Source organism: Roseicyclus persicicus (assembly GCF_012395815.1).
Classification (GTDB): Bacteria; Pseudomonadota; Alphaproteobacteria; order Rhodobacterales; family Rhodobacteraceae; genus Roseicyclus; species Roseicyclus persicicus.
Genome location: NZ_JAAZQQ010000001.1, coordinates 650700 through 669038, shown reverse-complemented (window position 1 = coordinate 669038; position 18339 = coordinate 650700). Strand labels below are relative to the sequence as shown.

Genomic DNA, 18339 nt, shown 5'->3' with positions numbered 1-18339 from the left:
AAACCCGGCGGCGGGCAAGCGGGAGGGCGCGATGGAGCTGCGGGATTTCGGCGGTTGGGACGTGGTGATCGTGGGCGCGGGCTCGGCGGGCTGCGTGCTGGCGAACCGGCTGTCGGCGGACCCGTCGCTCAAGGTGCTGCTGCTGGAGGCCGGGGGCAGCGACAACCGCCTCTGGGTGCATGTGCCGGTGGGCTACCTCTACGCGATGGGCGACCCCTCGCTCGACTGGTGCCTCAAGACCGAGGCCGAGCCGGGGCTGAACGGCCGCGCCCTGAACTACCCCCGCGGCAAGGTGCTGGGCGGCTGCTCCTCCATCAACGGCATGATCTACATGCGCGGGCAGGCGCGGGACTATGACCTGTGGCGGCAGATGGGCAACACCGGCTGGGGCTGGGACGACGTGCTGCCCTATTTCCGGCGGTCCGAGGGCTATCACGGCGGCGGCGACGCCGACCACGGCGGCGAGGGCGAGCTGCGGGTGGAAAAGCAACGCCTCAGCTGGCCGATCCTCGACGCGGTGGCCGAGGCGGCGGCGGAGCTGGGCATCCCGCGCACCGACGACTTCAACCGCGGCGACAACGAGGGCGCGGGGTATTTCGAGGTCAACCAGAAGGGCGGCCTGCGCTGGAACGCGCGCAAGGCCTTCCTCGATCCCGCCCGCAAGCGGCCGAACCTGCGCATCGTGACCGGGGCCGAGGTGCTGCGCCTGACGCTCGACGGGCGGCGGGTGACGGGCGTCGTGTTCCGGCAGGACGGGGCGGCCCACCACGCGCGGGCCGAGGGCGAGGTGGTGCTGTCGGCGGGCGCCATCGGGACGCCGAAGATTCTCGAATTGTCGGGGATCGGGCGGGCGGATCTGCTGCAGGAACTCGGGATCGGGGTGGTGCAGGACACGCCGGGCGTGGGCGAGAACCTGGCCGACCACCTGCAGATCCGCACCATCTTCCGCATCGAGGGGGCGCGGACGCTGAACGACTGGTACGCGAGCCCCTTGGGCAAGCTGAAGATCGGGCTCGACTACGCGCTGAAACGCTCGGGGCCGCTGGCGATGGCGCCGTCGCAGTTCGGCATCTTCACCCGGTCCTCGCCCGAGCACGAGACGCCGAACATCGAGTACCACGTCCAGCCCCTGTCGCTCGACGCCTTCGGCCAGCCGCTCCACCGCTTCCCCGCGCTGACGGTGTCGGTCTGCAACCTGCGCCCCGAAAGCCGGGGCTCGGTGCACATCGCCTCGGCCGATCCGATGAAGCCCCCGGCGATCAAGCCGAATTACCTGTCGGCCCCGGCCGATCAGCAGGTCGCGGTCGACTCGATCCGCCATGCCCGCGCGCTGATGGCGACGCGGCGGATGGCGGAGTTCCGGCCAGTGGAGATCAAGCCCGGCCCGCAGGTCGACGGGGAGGAGGCGCTCTTGAAGGCGGCAGGCGACATCTCGACCACGATCTTCCACCCGGTCTCGACGGCGCGGATGGGGCCGGACGAGGGCGCGGTGGTCACGCCGGAGCTGGTGGTGAAGGGGATCGGGGGGCTGTCGGTCGCGGACGCCTCGGTGATGCCGACGATCACCAGCGGCAACACCCACGCGCCGGTGACGATGATCGCGGAGAAAGCGGCCGAGATGATCCGGGCGCGGCTGCGGGGGTAACGCGCTGGCAAAACTGCAGTTTTGCCTGTCGAGAAACTGCAGGCTCTCGCCGGAAAAACGCGCGTTTTTCGGGCCGGAAAACTCGAGTTTTCCGGCCTCCGACGACGCCGTCAGTGCGCCCAGGGCCTGACCTTGCCCGTGACCCCCTCCCAGTCGCCGATCCCCAGAACGCGGGCGGGGTTCGTCGGCGGCGGCATCTCCACGCCCTCCAGCTTCGTGAAGCCGAAGCGCCGGTAATACGGTTCGTCACCCACCAGCAGGATGCGCGGCCAGCGGTCCTCCTCGGCGCGGGCCAGCCCCTCGCGCATCAGCAGCCCGCCCAGGCCTTCGCCCTGCCGCGTGGGGTGCACCGCCACCGGGCCAAGCAGCAGCGCCTCGGCGCGGCCCACCCGCACCGGCCAGAACCGGATCGCGCCGGCCAGGATGCCGTCGGCGTCGCGCGCGACGAGGCACAGGCGGGCGACCGGCGGCACCCCGTCGCGCAGGCGGTAGGACGACAGCGCCGTTCGGCCGGGCGCGAAGCAGAGATCGTAGAGCGCCTCGACCTCCCAGCGGTCCTCCGGCTTTTCCTGGATCAGCTGATACATGCCCGTCTTTTTTGCCCTGCGCCTCTGGTATCGCCCCTATCACGCCGATAGGTCTCGCACAAACGCGAGGAGGGATGACGCCCGATGTTCTACCGCCCCGAGGACGGCCACGGCCTGCCGCACAACCCGTTCAACGCCATCGTGACGCCGCGGCCCATCGGCTGGATTTCCACCCGCGGCGCGGACGGGTCGGAGAACCTCGCCCCCTACTCCTTCTTCAACGCGGTGGCCTACGTGCCGCCGCAGGTGATGTTCGCCTCGACCAGCGCCAAGCCCGACCGGGGCGACACCAAGGACACGGTCGCCAACATCCGCGAGACCGGCGTGTTCTGCGTGAACGTTGTGGAATACGCGATGAAGGACGCGATGAACCGGACCTCGGGGCCCTGGCCCAGGGACACCGACGAGTTCGCGCTGGCGGGGATCGAGCGGGCGGCGTGCCGGACCATCGCCTGTTCGCGGGTCGCGGGCGCCCCGGCGAACCTGGAATGCCGGCTGACGCAGATCGTGAAGCTGGAGGGCGAGAGCAACTTCGCCGTCTTCGGCGAGGTGACGGGCGTGCACCTGCGCGACGACTGCCTGCGGGACGGCGTGTTCGACGTGCTGGCCTTCCACCCGCTCACGCGGATGGGCTACCGCGACTACTCGGTGATCCGCGAGACCTTCAGCCTGAACCGTCCCGGCGAGTGACGGGCACCCGTCCGCGGCGGGGGGCGGGCGACACCGGCGGGCGCGGCAGGTTCGCGGCGCGCGGCGTCAGGCGCTCGCGGAGGCTGTCGGCGTAGTCGCGGACGCGGCCGCGGGCCTCGGGCTGGCCGACCTCGTGCGACAGGAGCACCAGCGGCCCCGGCGCGTGGGCCCCGAGGAACGACGCCAGGTCGCGCTCGATCCGGTAGCCCGAGCCGGCATGGGCCCGCGTCACGATCACGCCCACCACCGGCGGCAGGCGCCGCGCCTGCGACAGGAGCTTGCGCAAGGGCGGGGCGAGGCGGCCGAACCAGGCCGGCCCGCCCACCACCAGCGCCTCGGCCGCGCCGATGGGCGGCACCACCTCGATCTCGGGCACGCGCCCCAGGATCGCGTCGCGCACCGCGCGGAGCAGGCCCAGCGGCCCGGCATGGGCCGGGCAGCGGATCTCGGACACCGGCATTCCCGTCTCGCCCGACAGGCGCTGCGCAAGGCGCCGGGTCACCCCGGTGAGGGAATAGACGACGATCCGTGCGGTCATGGCAGGTCTCCTCCCGATCCTGGAAAGCATCTTACCACCCTTGCCCGCCCCGCGGCCTTGACGCCGATCAACGTGCGCCTTGCCCCTTGCCGGTCGGGGGGCGGGCGTGGTTTCCCTGTGGGCAGGCGGCGCAGCGACGGAGGACGGCGGGATGCAGACGATGATCGGGGTGATCGGCGGCTCGGGCGTCTACCAGATCGACGGGCTGGAGGGGGCCGACTGGGTGACCGTCGACAGCCCCTTCGGCGCACCCTCGGACGCGATCCTGACCGGGCGGCTCGGCGGCGTGCCGATGGCCTTCCTGCCCCGCCACGGCCGCGGCCATGTCCATACGCCCACCTCCGTGCCCTACCGCGCCAACATCGACGCGCTGAAGCGGCTGGGGGTGACCGACGTCATCGCGGTCTCGGCCTGCGGGTCGTTCCGGGAGGAGATGGCGCCGGGCGATTTCGTCATCGTCGACCAGTTCATCGACCGCACCTTCGCGCGGGAGAAATCCTTCTTCGGCCCCGGCCTCGTCGCCCATGTCTCGGTCGCGCACCCGACCTGCCCGCGGCTGGGCGCGGCCTGCGCGGCGGCGGCGCGGGCCGAGGGGATCACGGTGCACGAGGGCGGCACCTACCTCGCCATGGAGGGGCCGCAATTCTCGTCGCTGGCCGAATCGCGGCTCTACCGCGAGGTCTGGGGCTGCGACGTGATCGGCATGACCAACATGCCCGAGGCCAAGCTCGCCCGCGAGGCCGAGCTCTGCTACGCCTCGGTCGCCATGATCACCGACTACGACAGCTGGCACCCCGAGCATGGCTCGGTCGACATCACCCAGATCGTGGCGACGCTGACCGGCAACGCCGACAAGGCCCGCGCGCTGGTGGCCCGGCTGCCGGGGTTGCTGGGGCCGGAGCGCGCGCCCTGCCCGCATGGCTGCGACCGGGCGCTCGACCACGCCATCCTGACGGCGCCGGGGGCCCGCGACCCGGGCATGGTGGAGAGGCTGTCGGCGGTGGCGGGGCGAGTGCTCTGAGGCGGCGGAAGGGGGCGGCGGGCCGAGGCCCGCCCTACGGCGATGAGCGACGCTGCGCCCCGGGCAGCCGGTCCTCCCGAAGGGCGTATTTGGGGAAAGATGAAGGGGTGCGGGTCAGCGCGGCGACGCGCGGCATCCCCGGCCCCGCGGGGCGCGCCGGCGCCCGGTCCGTCGGGCGCGGCCGGTGAGCCCATGGCGCCCTGTGACCCCCTGCCCCCCACAAGGCCGCGTGACAATCGCGCGCTTTGCGGCTTGAGTGGCGGCCACAGGTCACCCGCGGAGCCCGCCCCTCTCATGCCCCTCGACAGCTGGCTCGCCTTCCTCGCGGCGTCGGTGGCGATCCTCGTGCTGCCCGGGCCCACGGTCATGCTGGTGGTGTCGCTGGCGCTGAGCCAGGGGCGGCGCGTGGCGCTGGCCACGGCGGCGGGGGTGGCGCTGGGCGGGGCGGTGGCCCTGACCCTGTCGCTGGCGGGGATCGGGGCGCTGGTGATGGGCTCGCCCACGCTGTTCCAGGTGCTGAAATGGGTGGGGGTCGGCTACCTCCTGTGGCTCGGGCTTGGCCTGTGGCGCGCGGCGCCGGGCGCCGGGCGGGCGCTGGCGGCCACCGGCACGGTCGCCACGCGCCAGAGCTTCGGCCGGGCGGTGACGGTGACGGTCCTGAACCCCAAGGCGATCGCCTTCTTCATGGCCTTCGCGCCGCAGTTCATCGACCCCGCCCGCCCCTACGCGGTGCAGGCGGCGATCATGGTGCCGAGCTACATGACGCTCGCCGCGCTGAACGCGCTCGGCTACGCGCTGATGGCCGACCGGCTCCGGGCGCGGCTGCTGCGGCCGGCGGTGCTGCCCTGGGTGGCGCGGGCCGGGGCGGCGGGGATCATCGGGATGGCGCTCCTGATGGCCACGGTCGAGCGGGGGGCGGCATGAGCGGACGCCTCGACCGTGCGGTCCTGCGGGCGCTCCTCGGCCTGCCCGCCGCGCCCCCGGCCGCGGCCCCGGCGCGGATCGGGCCGGCCGAGCCCTTGGGCCGCCACGCGCTGCACCGCCTGACCTTCCCGGGCGAGGCGCCGATCCCCGGCCTCTACCTGCGCCCCGCCGGCCCCGGGCCCTTCCCGGCGGTGCTCTACTGCCACGCCCACGGCAACCGCTACGAGACCGGCGCCGAGGAGCTGCTGGCCGGCCGCCCGGCCCTGCGGGGCCCCTACGGCCCGGCGCTGGCCGATCTCGGCATCGCGAGCCTCGCCATCGACCTCGCCCCCTTCGGCGCGCGGCAGGGCGAGGGCCCCGAGGCGGCCCTGGCCAAGGCCGGGCTCTGGCGCGGGCAGCCCCTGATGGGCGCGATGCTGGCCGACCTCGGCCGCGCGCTCGGCTGGCTCGGCGCCCGCCCCGAGATCGACGCCGGCCGCATCGCCACGCTCGGCCTGTCGATGGGCGGCACCCACGCCTACTGGCTCGCCGCGCTGGAGCCGCGGGTGGCGGCCTGCGCCCAGCTCTGCGTGCTGGCCGACATCGAGCCGCTGATCGCCACCGGCGCGCATGACCTGCACGGGCCCTACATGACCGTGCCGGGCCTTCTGCCCCGCGGCGACATGGGCGACGTCGCGGCCCTCGTCGCCCCGCGGCCGCAGCTGGTGGCGCTCGGCGCGGCCGACCCGCTGACCCCGCCCGCGGCCCGCGACCCGGCCCTCGCGCGCCTGCGCCGCGCCTATGCCGCCGCCCCCGCCGCGCTCGAGATCCACCTCTCCGACACCACCGGCCACGTCGAGACCCCGGCGATGCGCGCCGCCTCCCTCGCCTTCCTCGCCCGCCACCTGCGGCCCTGACGCCACCCCACCCCTCATCTTTGCTTCCGAAATACTCCGGGGGAGTCGCCGCAGGCGACGGGGGCAGCGCCCCCCTGCCCGGCCCCCACCCCGCGCCACGCCGGGCCACCGCCCCCCGCGCCGCGGCAGCGGCGCGCCCCCGCGCGGCGGCAGCCGCGCAACAACCGCGCGCGCAAGCGCCGGCCCCCGCTTGCACGCGACCGGCCTTTGGCCTCACCTGTGCCCATGCGGTCCGCCCTGCCCCTTGCCCTCGCCGTCCTCCTCGCCGCGCCGCAGGCGTCGGCGCAGGAATTCATCGCGGTGCCCGACCTGATCTCCGACGAGGCCTTCTACCGCCTCGTCGCCTGCGCCGCCCCGCCCGGCGGCGCCTGCGCCAAACCCTTGATCCGCTGGCCGGACGAGCAGCGCCTGCAGCTCCGGGTCGGCATCGCCGCCGTCGCGGCCGCCTTCCCGACCTACAAGCTCGACCTGATCGACCGGGCGCTCGACGACGCCATCGCCGAGATCAACGCGGTCGGCGCCGGGCTCTACCTGACCCGCGCCTACGAGGGCGAGCTCGACGTGCCGCTCTACCTCGTCGACACGCCCCAGGGCGGCACCATCGGCGGCACCAGCGTGGCCGAGCTTGACGGCGCCGAGATCGCCATCGCCCGCGTCGCCCTGCGCTCCCGCGGCGAGGACATCGTCGCCGCCGCCATCGCCATCAGCGCCGACATCCGCCGCCGCGAGATCGCCTCGGTGGTGCTGGAGGAGCTGGTGCAGGCCATGGGCCTGCCGACCGACATCGCCTCGCCGGCCTACACGCGCTCGATCTTCTCGGAGACCGGCAATTCCACCGTCTGGCTGCGCGGGCAGGATGCCGCCGCGCTGCGCCGTCACTACCCCCGCCTCTGAGCCGCCCACGCAAGGACTCGTTGCCCCAGATGCCCAGCCAAAAGACCGTCCAGGACTACATCCGCACCATCCCCGACTTTCCGCACGCGGGCATCCTGTTCCGCGACGTGACCACCCTGTTCCAGGACGCGCGCGGGTTCCGCCTCGCGGTGGACCAGCTGCTCGCGCCCTTCGTGGGCGAAAAGATCGACATGGTGGCGGGTCTCGAGGCGCGCGGCTTCATCCTCGGCGGCGCGGTGGCGCACCAGCTGTCCAAGGGCTTCGTGCCGATCCGCAAGAAGGGCAAGCTGCCCGCCCGGACGATCGAGCAGGACTACGAGCTGGAATACGGCCGCGCCACGGTCGAGATCCACGACGATGCGCTGGAACCGGGGCAGAAGGTGCTGCTGGTCGACGACCTGCTCGCCACCGGCGGCACCGCCGAGGCCGGGATCCGGCTGATCGAGCGGCTGGGGGCCGAGGTGGTGGGCTGTACCTTCGTGGTCGACCTGCCCGATCTCGGCGGTCGCAAGCGGCTGGAGGCCATGGGCGTGCCGGTGCACGCGCTGTGCACCTACGCGGGGCTGTAGGCCTCGGGGCCGACGGCGCCGAGGGCGGCGCGCAGGATGCCCTCGGGGCCCAGCTCCGGCCCGCCGAGGTAGCGGCCGTCGAGGACCACGGCATAGGCGGCGCCCGGCCGCACGGCGCAGCACCGGGTCTCCTCGGCGCAGGTGGCGCGGTCGTGGCGGACGCGCACGCCATGCGGGGCCAGCGCGGCGGTGACGGCGCGGGCCCGGGCCTCGAGCGTCGCGCTCTCGCCGGTGGTCTGGATCACGACGCCGGGGCCCAGCGCCGCGGCGCGCATCGCCCAGTCCTGCGGCAGGCGCGGCAGGGCCAGCGGCCCCTGCAGGATGCGCCCCACCAGCCGGTCGCCGAAGGGGCTGCGGTCGAGCGTCAGCCAGCCGCGGCCCGGCCCGTTCGCGGGCGCGATCAGCCCCGGCCCCGCACCGGTCAGCGCCAGCACGGCGGCATAGCCGTAATAGGCCGCGAAGCGTTCCACCGCCGCCCAGAGCCGCGCGGCGCCCTCGCGGGCCAGCGGCCCCGCCCCGACCCGCAGGTCATGGACCACCACGGCCCGGTCCGCGCCCTCGACCGGGCGCCAGGCCAGGCGGCCGGGCTGGAACAGGACCAGCCCCTCGCAGGGCGGCCGCAGCATCCGGATCTGCAGCCCCTCGGCGAAGCGGGCCATCAGCCAGTCGCGGTCGAAGGGGGCATGCGCGGCGGGGAGCGTCGCGTCGACCCGGGCGAAATCCATCCGGTCGAAGGTAGGCGGTGACACCGTCACCGTATCCCGGCTGCGATGGGTCATGACCCCTCTCCTTGCCATCACTCGCCCGCGCGTCGAGGGACAGGATGCCGGATCGTGCCGGGGCGCGCCTTGATCTGCCGCAATACGCCCGCAGGCCGCCCCAGGGGCCGTCAACGCGGCGTTAACCCTTGCTTGCGACACTCCGCGGTGCCCGCCGGCTCGGGTCCGGCGGAGCTGTCCGTTGCTTGCCACAGCCACCGCGCTGCGCGCCCTGTCCGGGCGCGCAGCCCCCCGGGCCCCGGCGATGGACAAGCCGCCCCCGAGGGGCTAGCCATGGCGCCCGTGCGGGCGTGATGGAATGGTAGACATATCGGACTTAAAATCCGTGGGCCGTCAGGCCGTGTGGGTTCGAGTCCCACCGCCCGCACCAGCCCTGCGCGCCGACCGGCCCGCAGACGGCACGCGGCCATCTGCGCGACCGTCCGGCGCGGCCGGTCAGACGACCTTGATGCTGAGCGTGCCCACGCCGTCGATGGTGGCGTCCATCACGTCGCCGCGCTGCACGGCGTTCACGCCGGCGGGGGTGCCCGCCATGATCACGTCGCCGGCCTGCAGCTCGAAATAGTCCGACAGGTACGAGATCATCTCCGGCACCTTCCAGATCATCTGGTTCAGGTCGCCCTCCTGCCGCGTCTCGCCGTTGACGAGGAGCGCGATGCGGCCCTCGGACGGATGCCCCACCTCGGCGACCGACCGCAGCGGGCCGACCGGGCCCGAGCGCTCGAACGCCTTGCCGATCTCCCAGGGGCGGCCCATCTTCTTGGCCTCGCCCTGCAGGTCGCGCCGGGTCATGTCCAGGCACACGCCGTAGCCCCAGACGTGGTCCAGCGCCGAGGCCAGCGGGATGTTGGTGCCGCCCGACTTCAGCGCGACCAGCAGTTCCACCTCGTGGTGCACGTCCGAGGAATGCGGCGGGTAGGGAAACTCGCCCGAGGCGTCCAGGTTGTCGGGGTTCTTCTGGAAGAAGAACGGCGGTTCCCGGTCGGGATCATGCCCCATCTCGACCGCATGGGCCGCGAAGTTACGGCCGATGCAATAGACCCGCCGGACGGGAAACGCGCCGCCATCGGCTGTCGGGATGGTCGGCACCTGGGGGGCGGGGATCACGTGATCGGGCATTCTCTTCCTCCTGAGCGGTCCTGGCTGCAAGCCCGGCAAGGCGACGCGCGGGCGGGTCGGGGCGCGGCCCCGCCGTCCCGTGCGTCACGGCCGTGCCGATTGATCACGACGGACACGGCCCGATTGCAAGACCCTGCTGCGCGATCGGCAGGAACCAATTCGGGAATTGGTGCAGGCGCGCGGGATCACGCGTCGGCGGGGATACTGGAGGGCAGCACCCGGGAATAGACCGACTTGAGGTGCGTCACCATCATCCGCGCGGCCTCGTCCCCGTCGCCCGCGGCGATGGCCGACACGATGGCATCGTGTTCGAGGAAGCTGGAGTAGTTCTCGCCCGGCTTGCGCGTCGCGCGCGGCTGCCCCCAGACGATGGCCCGCCGCACCGAGTTCAGCGTCTCGAAGAAATAGAGGAAAAGCTGGTTGTGGGTGGCGCGCGCGATGGCGTGGTGCAGGTTGTTGTCCCACGCCTCGTAGGTGCGCCAGTCCTCGCCCTCGCGGCAGCGCGCCGCGCAGAGCCGCATCTGTTCGAGGTCGGACTTGGAGGCGTGGCGCGCGGCCAGGCGGCACAGTTCCGGCTCGATCGTGAACCGCACCGTCACGACCTGGTGCGGCTTGATCTGGTCGCGCAGGAAGGTGACATCCTCGAGGTTCAGCACCGGCCGCGAGCCGACGAAGGTGCCCCGGCCCACGTGCCGCCAGATCAGGCCCTGCGCCTCCAGCTCGGCCAGCGCGCGGCGCAGCTTGTTGCGCGTGGTGCCCAGCGCTTCGCACAGCTCGCGCTCGGGCGGGACCCGGTCGTTGTGGCGATAGCCCGCGTTGTCGATCAGGTCGCGCAGCCGGTGTGAAAGGTCGTTCGATGCCGTCACGGTCCGCCCAATCCGCTGATTGGTTGATTGCTCGAAACGATATCCCGGCAGGAAAATGAGCGAAAGACGAAAGACGAGGGGCGAGTCGCGGGGGGAGCTGCGGGGCGCCGGGGGACGTCTGACAGAGGGAGGAGCGCCGGGTGAGACTGGCTACGGTTTCCGTGGATGGGCGGGCGCGCTGCGTCGCCGTGTTGAACTCCGGCGCGCGGCTGGACGTGGCGCTGGCCGCTAGGGACGTGGCCGGGCCGGCCGGCGAGGCCCTGCGCACCGGCTCGCTGCAGGCGCTGATCGAGGCGGGCCCCGGGGCGCAGGCGGCGCTTGCGGCCCTCGTGGCCGAGGCCGAGGGCGGCCGGCACGGGGGCGCGATGGCGCCCGGGGGCGCGCCGCTGATGGCGCCGATCCCGGCCCCGCGCAAGAACATCTTCTGCGTCGGCCGCAACTACGCCGAGCACATCGCCGAGGGCGACCGCGCGCAGAAGCAGAACGTGGGCGTGACCGAGCACCCGGTGTTCTTCACCAAGCCGCCGACCGCGCTGGTGCCGCCCGAGGGCGACGTGCTGGTGTTCCCGGCCGTTTCCACCGCGATCGACTACGAGGTCGAGCTGGCGCTGGTCATCGGCAAGGGCGGCCGCAACATCCCCAAGTCCGCGGCCTACGACCATGTGTTCGGCTACACGATCCTGAACGACATCACCGCCCGCGACATCCAGCGCCGCCACGGCGGCCAGTACTTCAAGGGCAAGGGGCTCGACGGGTCCTGCCCGCTCGGCCCGTGGATCGTGACCGCCGACGAGATCGGCGACCCCCACGCCCTGTCCATAGGGCTGACCGTGAACGGCGAGCGGCGCCAGAACGGCAACACGGGCGACATGATCTTCGACATCCCGACCCTCATCGCCTCGCTCTCCGAGGGGCTCACGCTCGAGCCGGGCGACATCCTCGCGACCGGGACGCCCTCGGGCGTCGGCTACGCCATGGACCCGCCCCGTTTCCTCAAGGATGGCGACGTCGTCGTCTGCGAGATTTCCGGCATCGGCACGCTCAGGAACCCCGTGCGCGCCGTCTGAGGGCCCCCGCGCCGCGCCACCGCGCGACCGAAGGGCTGCACAACAAGGGAGGAGAGACCAGAGATGATTACCAGAAGAAGCTTCACCGCCTCGGCGCTGGCATCGGTGCCGGCGCTCGGGCTGCTCGGCCGCCGCGGATGGGCCCAGGGGATGCGCGACGTCACCTTCGTGCAGCCCAGCCCCTCGGCGATCAACTCGTTCCCGGTCTTCATCGCGATCGGCGAAGGCTACTTCGCGGACGAGGGCCTGAACGTGCGCGTCGAGGCGATCAACGGCTCGGGCGCGGTGCTGCAGGCCCTGTCGGCCGGCCAGGCGCAGTTCGGCCGGCCCGGTCCCGGCCCTGTGCTCGCCGCGCGCTCGCGCGGGGTGGACGCGGTCGCCATCTACAACGTGGCGGCGCGGTCGAACTTCGGCATCGTCGTGCAGGACGGGTCGGACATCCAGGGCGTCGAGGGGCTGCGCGGCACGGTGATCGGCACCGGCACGGCGGACGGCGCCGAGGTCGGCTTTGCGCGGAACGTGCTGAACGGGTCGGGCATGGTCGAGGGCACCGACTACACCTTCCTGACGGTGGGTGACGGCGGCCCGGCGACGGCGGCCTTCCTGAACGGCGAGATCAGCGCCTATTCCGCCTCGACCGCCGACGCGGCGATCCTGAACCAGCGCGGCATGGCGGTGCGCGACATCACCCCGCCCGAGTTCGCGCGCTTCTTCGGGAACGGCATCGCAACCATGGGCGACATCATCCGCAACGACCGCGGCCTGGTCGAGGCCTGGGTGCGGGCGCACATGCGCGGCCACGCCTTCGCGCTCGACGATGCCAACCGCGAGGCGGCGCTGGCCCATCTCGCGGCCGGCAACCCGCAGGAAGGCGAGGACCGGGAGTTCCAGTCAGCGCTGTTCGACGCGGTGCGCTCCAAGACCCTGCCGGTCGAGGAAGGCGGGCCGCTCGGCCTCTACCCGGCGGAAGTCTGGGAAGAGTGGCAGGCCTCGCTCGTCGCCGGCGGCGAGATCCCCGGCCCGCTCGACGACCTGAGCGCCGCCTGGACGAACGATTTCGTCATCGCGGCCAACGCGGCGATCAACGGATGACCGCGGCCCTTGTTCACGACTATGCCGGCGCGCCAATTGGCGCGCCGGTCTACGAGCTGAGCAACGTCAGCAAGACCTACGCGCGCAACCTCGTGGTGGCGCTGCAGGACGTCAACCTGACGCTGCGCAAGGGCAGCTTCACCTCGGTCATCGGGTCGAGCGGGTGCGGCAAGTCCACCCTGCTGAAGATCATGGCGGGGCTGATCCCGCCCACGAAGGGGCGCGTCGTCCTGCAGGGCAAGCCGGTGACCGGCCCGCGCCGCGACATCGGCATGATGTTCCAGCAGGCCACCCTGTTCCCGTGGAAGACGGCGGCCGAGAACATCGTGCTGCCCATCGAGATCCGGGACGGCAAGGCGGCCGCCAAGAAGGCGCTGGACAAGGCGCATGAGCTGATGGAGCTCGTCGGCCTGAAGGGGTTCGAGAACGTCTTTCCCAACGAGCTGTCGGGCGGCATGGCGCAGCGCACCTCGATCTGCCGGATGCTGATCACCGAACCCGCCGTGCTGCTGCTGGACGAGCCCTTCAGCGCGCTCGACGAGCTGTCGCGCGACATGATGAACATGGAACTGCAGCGGATCTGCCGCGAGCAGGAGGCCACCGCCTTCCTCGTGACGCACTCGATCCAGGAGGCGGTGATCCTGTCGGACGAGATCGTGGTCATGAAGCCCCGTCCGGGCCGCATCGCGGAGGTGGTCAAGGTCGACCTGCCGCGCCCGCGCACCCTGCACATGATGACGACCCACGAATTCGGCGAGATCGTCGACTACATCCGCGGCATGCTCGACAAGGGAGAAGACATGTGAGCGACGTTCAGACCGACCGTGCCGTGGACGACGGGCAGGACACCGTCTGGGTCCAGGAAGTCGCCTTCATCGACTCCGTCCCGCGCTGGGCCGCGATGACCTTCGTCTTCGTGGTGTTCATAGGCGTCTGGCAGCTGGTGACGAGCCTCGGCATCGTCTCGCCCATCATCCTGCCGACGCCGTGGGAAACGCTCGAGGACATGATCTTCGTCGGCCAGAACCTCCTGACCGGGGGCTACATGCTGGGCGCGCTCTGGATCACCATCAAGGAGGTGATCTACGGCTTCGCGCTGGCCATCGCGATCGGCTTCTCGCTGGGCGTGCTGGTGGGCGAGACGGCCTTCGGCGAAAAGGCGGTAATGCCCTATCTCGTGGCCATCGACACCATGCCCAAGGTCGCCTTCGCGCCGCTGTTCGTGGCCTGGCTGGGCTTCGGGATCGAATCCAAGGTCGCGCTTGCAGCCTTCATCGCCACCTTCCCGATCGTGGTGGGCACCGCCGCGGGCCTGCATTCGGCCGACGAGAACGCCCGGATGCTGTTCAAGACCATGGGCGCGAGCCGCTGGCAGACGCTGATCAAGATGAAGCTGCCCACGGGGCTGCCGCAGATCTTCACCGGGCTCAAGATCGGCGCCGTCGGCGTCATGGCCGGCGCAATCACCGGCGAGTTCCTCGGCGGCGGGCGCGGCTTCGGCGAGCTGATCCGCGTCGCGGCCTCGCAGCTGAACACCCCCCGGGTGTTCTCGCTGATCCTCTATCTCAGCCTGGTCGGTCTGGCGCTCTACGCGCTGGTGACCTGGACCCAGCGCAAGGTCGTGTTCTGGCACAAGGAACGCGTCGGCGCCTACGATGGCTGAGGCCGGCCCGATCCCAGCCGAGCGCCTGCGCGGCTTCGTCGCGCAGGCGCTGGCCAGCCGCGGCGTGCCCGGCCCCGACGCCGACACCGTCGCAGGCCTGATGGTCGAGGCCGACATCTACGGCTACGGCACCCACGGCGTGTTTCGCCTGCGCCAGTATCTCGCGCGGCTGGCCGGCGGCGGCTGCAACCCCGCGGCGCGCGTCAGCGTCGTGAAGGAGACGGTCGCCACCGCGCTGATCGACGGCGACAACGGGCTGGGGCACCTCGCCATGGCCGCGGCGCGCGACCTGGCCATCGCCAAGGCGCGCGACGCGGGCATCGGCTGGGTCGGCGTCCGGCGCGGCAACCACGCTGGCCCGCTGGCGCTCTACGTCCGCCCGCAGGCCGAGGCGGGGCTTCTGGGCCTCGCCGCCGCCGTCGGGAGCGCCAACCACCTGCCGCCCTGGGGCGGCACCGACCTGTTGCTCGGCACCAACCCCGTCGCCATCGCGGCGCCCACGGCCGGGCCGGATCCCTTCGTGTTCGACATGGCCACCACGGTCGCCGCGATGGGCAAGATCAAGACCCTCGCCCAGCAGGGCCTGCCGATGCCCGAGGGCTGGATGGTCGGCCGCGACGGCCAGCCCCTGACCGACCCCGCGCGCCGGGGCGAGGGGTTCCTGCTGCCCATCGGCGGCGCCAAGGGCTACGGCCTGTCGGTCGCCATCGGGCTGCTGGCGGGGCTGCTGAACGGGGCGGCCTTCGGGTCGGACGTGGTGGATTTCACCACCGACACGACCTCCGAGACCAACACCGGCCAGTTCGTCGCGGCCCTCGACCCCGCGGCCTTCGGGCTGGGCGACGGCTTTGCCGAGGCGGCGGCGCGCGTCTTCGCCGAATTCCGCGCCTCGCCCCCCCTGCCCGGCCACGACCCGGTGCGCCTGCCCGGCGACGGCAAGACCGCCAAGGCCGCCGCCCGCCGCCGCGACGGGCTGGCCCTGACGCCGGCGCTGCGCCGCGACCTGAACGCGCTGGCCGCCGACTGCCGGATCGCGGCGCCCTTTCCGGGCGAGGGCTAGGCCAGCGCCCGGTCCAGCACCTGCGCGACATGCAGCGCGCTGCGGCCGGCAAGATCCGCAATCTGGTGCCGGCACGACGTGCCGTCGGCCACGATCAGCGTGTCGTCCCCCGCCGCCCGCACCGCCGGGATCAGGTCGAGCTCGGCCATCTTGCGCGAGATCTCGTGCGTCTCGACCCCGTAGCCGAAGGCGCCCGCCATGCCGCAACAGCTGCTCTCGACGACCTCCACCTCGGTGTCGGGCAGGAGCGCGAGGCTGCGCTGGATCGCCGGCATCACGCCCATCGCCTTCTGGTGGCAATGCCCGTGCAGCATAACGCGCGGCGCCGGTGACCGGAGCGCCAGCGAAAGCTCGCCCGCATCGGCCCTTGCGGCGATCAGCTCCTCCAGCAGCACCGCCTGCCGGGCGAGCGTCTCGGCCTCGGGGCCGGGCAGGAGCGCGGGGATCTCGTCGCGCAGGGTCAGGAGGCAGCTGGGTTCCAGCCCGACGATCGGCACGCCCCCCCGCGCCAGCGGCAGCAGCGCCGCGATCAGCCGCGAGGCCTCGGCCCGCGCCTCCTCGACCAGCCCGACCGACAGGAAGGTCCGCCCGCAGCAGAGCGGCCGACCGCCGTCCGGGGCCCGCGCGGTCCGGGCCGGCAGACCGGCGGCGGCCAGCACGCGGCCCGCCGCCCGGAGAGTCTCGGGCTCCATGTAGCGGTTGAAGCAGTCGGCCAGCAGGATCGCCCCCGGCTCCGCCGCATCGGCCTCGGCGTCGCGGAACGGGCGGCGGCTCCAGCCCGGCAGGGGCCGGGTTGCGGTGAAACCCGTGGCCCCCTCGGCCAGCCGCGCGAGGCCGGGCACGGCGTTGCGCAGGCCCACGAGCCAAGGCGCCCGCGACAGGGCCGGGGCATAGCGCGGCAGGTAGCCGACCAGCCGGTCGTGCAGCGTCAGGCCCCGCGCCGCGACGCGGGCGGCCTGCACCTCGATCTTCATGCGCGCCATGTCGACGCCGGTGGGGCAGTCGCGCTTGCAGCCCTTGCAGGACACGCAGAGCTTCAGACTTTCGGCCATCGCGTCGGAGGTCAGCGCGTCCGGCCCCAGCTGCCCCGACAGCGCCAGCCGCAGCGCGTTGGCCCGCCCGCGCGTCAGGTCGCGCTCGGCCCGCGTCACCCGGAACGAGGGGCACATGACACCCCCCTTCAGCGCGCGGCAGGCGCCGTTGTTGTTGCACATCTCGACCGCGCCCTGGAAACCCCCGGCCCCGCCCGGCCAGGCGGACCAGTCCAGCGCCGGCCGCAGGGTGGAGGCCGCGTAGGCCGGCGGGTAGCGGAACAGGCTCCGGTCGTCCATGCGGGGCGCGTCGACGATCTTGCCGGGGTTGAACAGGCCCGCGGGGTCGAAGCGCTGCTTGACCTCGCCGAAGGCCGCGACCATGCGCGGCCCGAACATGCGGTCGTGGAACTCGGACCGCACGATGCCGTCGCCGTGTTCGCCCGAATGGGAGCCCTTGTAGCGCGCGACGAGGTCGAAGCATTCCTCGGCGATGGCCCGCATCGCGGCCACGTCCTTTTCTAGCTTGAGGTTCAGGATCGGCCGCACGTGCAGGCAGCCGACCGAGGCGTGGGCATACCAGGTGCCCCGCGTGCCGTGGCGGGCGAAGATCTCGGTCAGCCCGGCGGTGTAGTCGGCGAGATCCGGCAGCGCGACGGCGCAATCCTCGACGAAGGACACGGGCTTTCCGGCCTCCTTCATCGACATCATGATGTTGAGGCCCGCGCTGCGCAGATGGGCGATCCGGTCCTGCAGGCCCTTGTCGGTGAAGGCCGTCACCCCGCCCCGGCGCCGCCCCTCGCCCGACCAGGCAAAGCCGAGGTCGCCCATCATCTGGTCGAGCTCGCGCAGCTTGCGCGCGTTCGCCTCGGCGCTGCCCTCGGCGAATTCGACCAGCAGGAGGGCGTCGGGCTCGCCGGTCACCACCTCGGCCACGGTGGCGCGGAAGAGCGGGATGTCGCGGGCCAGCGCGATCATGGTGGCATCGACCAGTTCCACCGCCTGCGGGCCCAGCGTGACCAGGTGCTGCGCCGCCTCCATCGCCTGGTGGAAGGTCGGGAAATGGCAGACGCCCAGTCCGACCACGCCCGGCAGGGGCGACAGCTTCAATTCGATCGCGGTGGAAAAGGCCAGCGTCCCCTCGGAGCCGACCAGCAGATGCGCCAGGTTCGGCCTGCCCGCGCCCGGCACCAGCGCGTCGATGTTGTAGCCGCCCACGCGCCGCATCAGCTTGGGGAACCGCGCGTCGATCTCGGCCGCCTCGCGGACACCCAGCGCGATGAGATCGCGGGCCAGAGGATCGTCTGCGCCCTCCACCGGCCCGAACCGCCGCCGCGTGCCGTCGGCCAGGATCGCGTCGATCGACAGCACGTTGTCGCGCATGATCCCGTAGCGCAGCGACCGGCCCCCGCAGGAATTGTTGCCGGCCATGCCGCCGATGGTCGCCCGCGACGCCGTCGAGACATCGACCGGGAACCACAGCCCGTGCGGCCTGAGCGCCCGGTTCAGGTCGTCCAGCACGATCCCCGGCTGCACCACGCAGCGCCGCCCCGCGACATCGAGCTCCAGCAGCGCGTTGACATGCACCGTGGTGTCGATGACCAGCGCGTCGTTCACCGTCTGCCCGCACTGCGAGGTGCCCGCCCCACGCGGCAGGATCGGCACGCCCGCATCGCGCGCCACCGCGATGGCGGCCGCGATGTCGTCCGCGTGGCGCGGCACGAGCACGGCCCGCGGCATCATCTGGTAGAAGGAGGCATCGGTCGCATAGCGCCCGCGCGAGAACGGGTCGGCCAGCACGTCGCCCTCGACGCTGCGCGCGAGGGTTCTCGCCAGATCGGCACTGTCTTTGGGCATTCCCGCTCCGGCGCACGTCTTTTGAAAAGCGTAGGTGCGGC

At 72.5% G+C, this 18339-nt stretch carries 18 protein-coding genes and 1 tRNA gene; 13 read left to right on the top strand and 6 right to left on the bottom strand.

Features of this window, described 5'->3' with window-relative positions; all coding sequences use genetic code 11:
• The first annotated feature begins 31 nt into the window (after positions 1-31).
• Positions 32-1645, top strand: a complete 1614-nt coding sequence (locus tag HCU73_RS03485; protein ID WP_168621995.1) for a GMC family oxidoreductase — start codon at positions 32-34, stop codon at positions 1643-1645.
• A 110-nt stretch (positions 1646-1755) separates the two neighbouring features.
• Here the strand turns inward: HCU73_RS03485 and HCU73_RS03480 are convergent, their stop codons facing one another.
• The gene (locus HCU73_RS03480) at positions 1756-2232 is read right to left on the bottom strand and encodes a GNAT family N-acetyltransferase (RefSeq protein WP_168621994.1); all 477 of its coding nucleotides are present in this window, start codon (positions 2230-2232) and stop codon (positions 1756-1758) included.
• A gap of 84 nt (positions 2233-2316) precedes the next feature.
• On the opposite strand from HCU73_RS03480, the gene HCU73_RS03475 reads away from it, so the two are divergent.
• Positions 2317-2922, top strand: coding sequence for a flavin reductase family protein (locus tag HCU73_RS03475; RefSeq protein WP_168621993.1), 606 nt, complete (start codon positions 2317-2319; stop codon positions 2920-2922).
• On the opposite strand, the gene HCU73_RS03470 is transcribed toward HCU73_RS03475, so the two are convergent.
• The gene (locus tag HCU73_RS03470; protein WP_168621992.1) at positions 2897-3460 is read right to left on the bottom strand and encodes a hypothetical protein; all 564 of its coding nucleotides are present in this window, start codon (positions 3458-3460) and stop codon (positions 2897-2899) included. The two genes, HCU73_RS03475 and HCU73_RS03470, sit on opposite strands and share 26 nt — an antisense overlap.
• A gap of 151 nt (positions 3461-3611) precedes the next feature.
• On the opposite strand from HCU73_RS03470, the gene HCU73_RS03465 reads away from it, so the two are divergent.
• The 5 genes from HCU73_RS03465 to HCU73_RS03445 all read left to right on the top strand — a co-directional run bounded on the left by HCU73_RS03465 (position 3612) and on the right by HCU73_RS03445 (position 7764).
• Positions 3612-4481, top strand: coding sequence for an S-methyl-5'-thioadenosine phosphorylase (locus HCU73_RS03465; protein ID WP_168621991.1), 870 nt, complete (start codon positions 3612-3614; stop codon positions 4479-4481).
• Between the two features lie 294 nt (positions 4482-4775).
• Entirely contained in the window at positions 4776-5405 is a 630-nt protein-coding gene (locus tag HCU73_RS03460) for a LysE family translocator (protein ID WP_168621990.1), read from the top strand.
• Positions 5402-6301 (top strand): dienelactone hydrolase family protein, encoded by a 900-nt coding sequence (locus HCU73_RS03455; protein WP_168621989.1) that lies wholly within the window; start codon positions 5402-5404, stop codon positions 6299-6301. The genes HCU73_RS03460 and HCU73_RS03455 overlap by 4 nt, the downstream gene beginning before the upstream one ends.
• Positions 6302-6526: 225 nt before the next feature.
• Positions 6527-7195: a DUF2927 domain-containing protein gene (locus HCU73_RS03450; RefSeq protein WP_168621988.1), complete on the top strand. Its 669-nt coding sequence runs from the start codon at positions 6527-6529 to the stop codon at positions 7193-7195.
• A 29-nt stretch (positions 7196-7224) separates the two neighbouring features.
• On the top strand, positions 7225-7764 hold the full coding sequence (locus tag HCU73_RS03445; RefSeq protein WP_168621987.1) for an adenine phosphoribosyltransferase: 540 nt from the start codon (positions 7225-7227) through the stop codon (positions 7762-7764).
• Here HCU73_RS03445 and HCU73_RS03440 read toward each other — a convergent pair.
• The gene (locus HCU73_RS03440) at positions 7749-8543 is read right to left on the bottom strand and encodes a hypothetical protein (protein ID WP_168621986.1); all 795 of its coding nucleotides are present in this window, start codon (positions 8541-8543) and stop codon (positions 7749-7751) included. The two genes, HCU73_RS03445 and HCU73_RS03440, sit on opposite strands and share 16 nt — an antisense overlap.
• 284 nt (positions 8544-8827) lie before the next feature.
• Here HCU73_RS03440 and HCU73_RS03435 point away from each other — a divergent pair.
• Positions 8828-8913: transfer RNA gene (locus HCU73_RS03435), tRNA-Leu, on the top strand.
• A 65-nt stretch (positions 8914-8978) separates the two neighbouring features.
• Here the strand turns inward: HCU73_RS03435 and HCU73_RS03430 are convergent.
• The gene (locus tag HCU73_RS03430; RefSeq protein ID WP_168621985.1) at positions 8979-9662 is read right to left on the bottom strand and encodes a fumarylacetoacetate hydrolase family protein; all 684 of its coding nucleotides are present in this window, start codon (positions 9660-9662) and stop codon (positions 8979-8981) included.
• A gap of 185 nt (positions 9663-9847) precedes the next feature.
• Positions 9848-10528, bottom strand: coding sequence for an FCD domain-containing protein (locus tag HCU73_RS03425; RefSeq protein ID WP_168621984.1), 681 nt, complete (start codon positions 10526-10528; stop codon positions 9848-9850).
• 140 nt (positions 10529-10668) lie between these two features.
• Here HCU73_RS03425 and HCU73_RS03420 point away from each other — a divergent pair, with 140 nt between their 5' ends.
• From HCU73_RS03420 to HCU73_RS03400, 5 genes are all read left to right on the top strand, one after another.
• On the top strand, positions 10669-11595 hold the full coding sequence (locus HCU73_RS03420) for a fumarylacetoacetate hydrolase family protein (RefSeq protein WP_168621983.1): 927 nt from the start codon (positions 10669-10671) through the stop codon (positions 11593-11595).
• Between the two features lie 63 nt (positions 11596-11658).
• On the top strand, positions 11659-12687 hold the full coding sequence (locus tag HCU73_RS03415) for an ABC transporter substrate-binding protein (protein WP_168621982.1): 1029 nt from the start codon (positions 11659-11661) through the stop codon (positions 12685-12687).
• Positions 12684-13493, top strand: a complete 810-nt coding sequence (locus HCU73_RS03410; RefSeq protein ID WP_168621981.1) for an ABC transporter ATP-binding protein — start codon at positions 12684-12686, stop codon at positions 13491-13493. Before HCU73_RS03415 ends, HCU73_RS03410 begins: the two co-directional genes overlap by 4 nt.
• Complete coding sequence (locus tag HCU73_RS03405) at positions 13490-14350, top strand: ABC transporter permease subunit (protein WP_168621980.1); 861 nt, start codon at positions 13490-13492, stop codon at positions 14348-14350. Before HCU73_RS03410 ends, HCU73_RS03405 begins: the two co-directional genes overlap by 4 nt.
• The gene (locus tag HCU73_RS03400) at positions 14343-15410 is read left to right on the top strand and encodes an Ldh family oxidoreductase (protein ID WP_168621979.1); all 1068 of its coding nucleotides are present in this window, start codon (positions 14343-14345) and stop codon (positions 15408-15410) included. The genes HCU73_RS03405 and HCU73_RS03400 overlap by 8 nt, the downstream gene beginning before the upstream one ends.
• On the opposite strand, the gene HCU73_RS03395 is transcribed toward HCU73_RS03400, so the two are convergent.
• Positions 15407-18298: an FAD-binding and (Fe-S)-binding domain-containing protein gene (locus HCU73_RS03395; protein WP_168621978.1), complete on the bottom strand. Its 2892-nt coding sequence runs from the start codon at positions 18296-18298 to the stop codon at positions 15407-15409. The two genes, HCU73_RS03400 and HCU73_RS03395, sit on opposite strands and share 4 nt — an antisense overlap.
• Between the last annotated feature and the right edge of the window lie 41 nt (positions 18299-18339).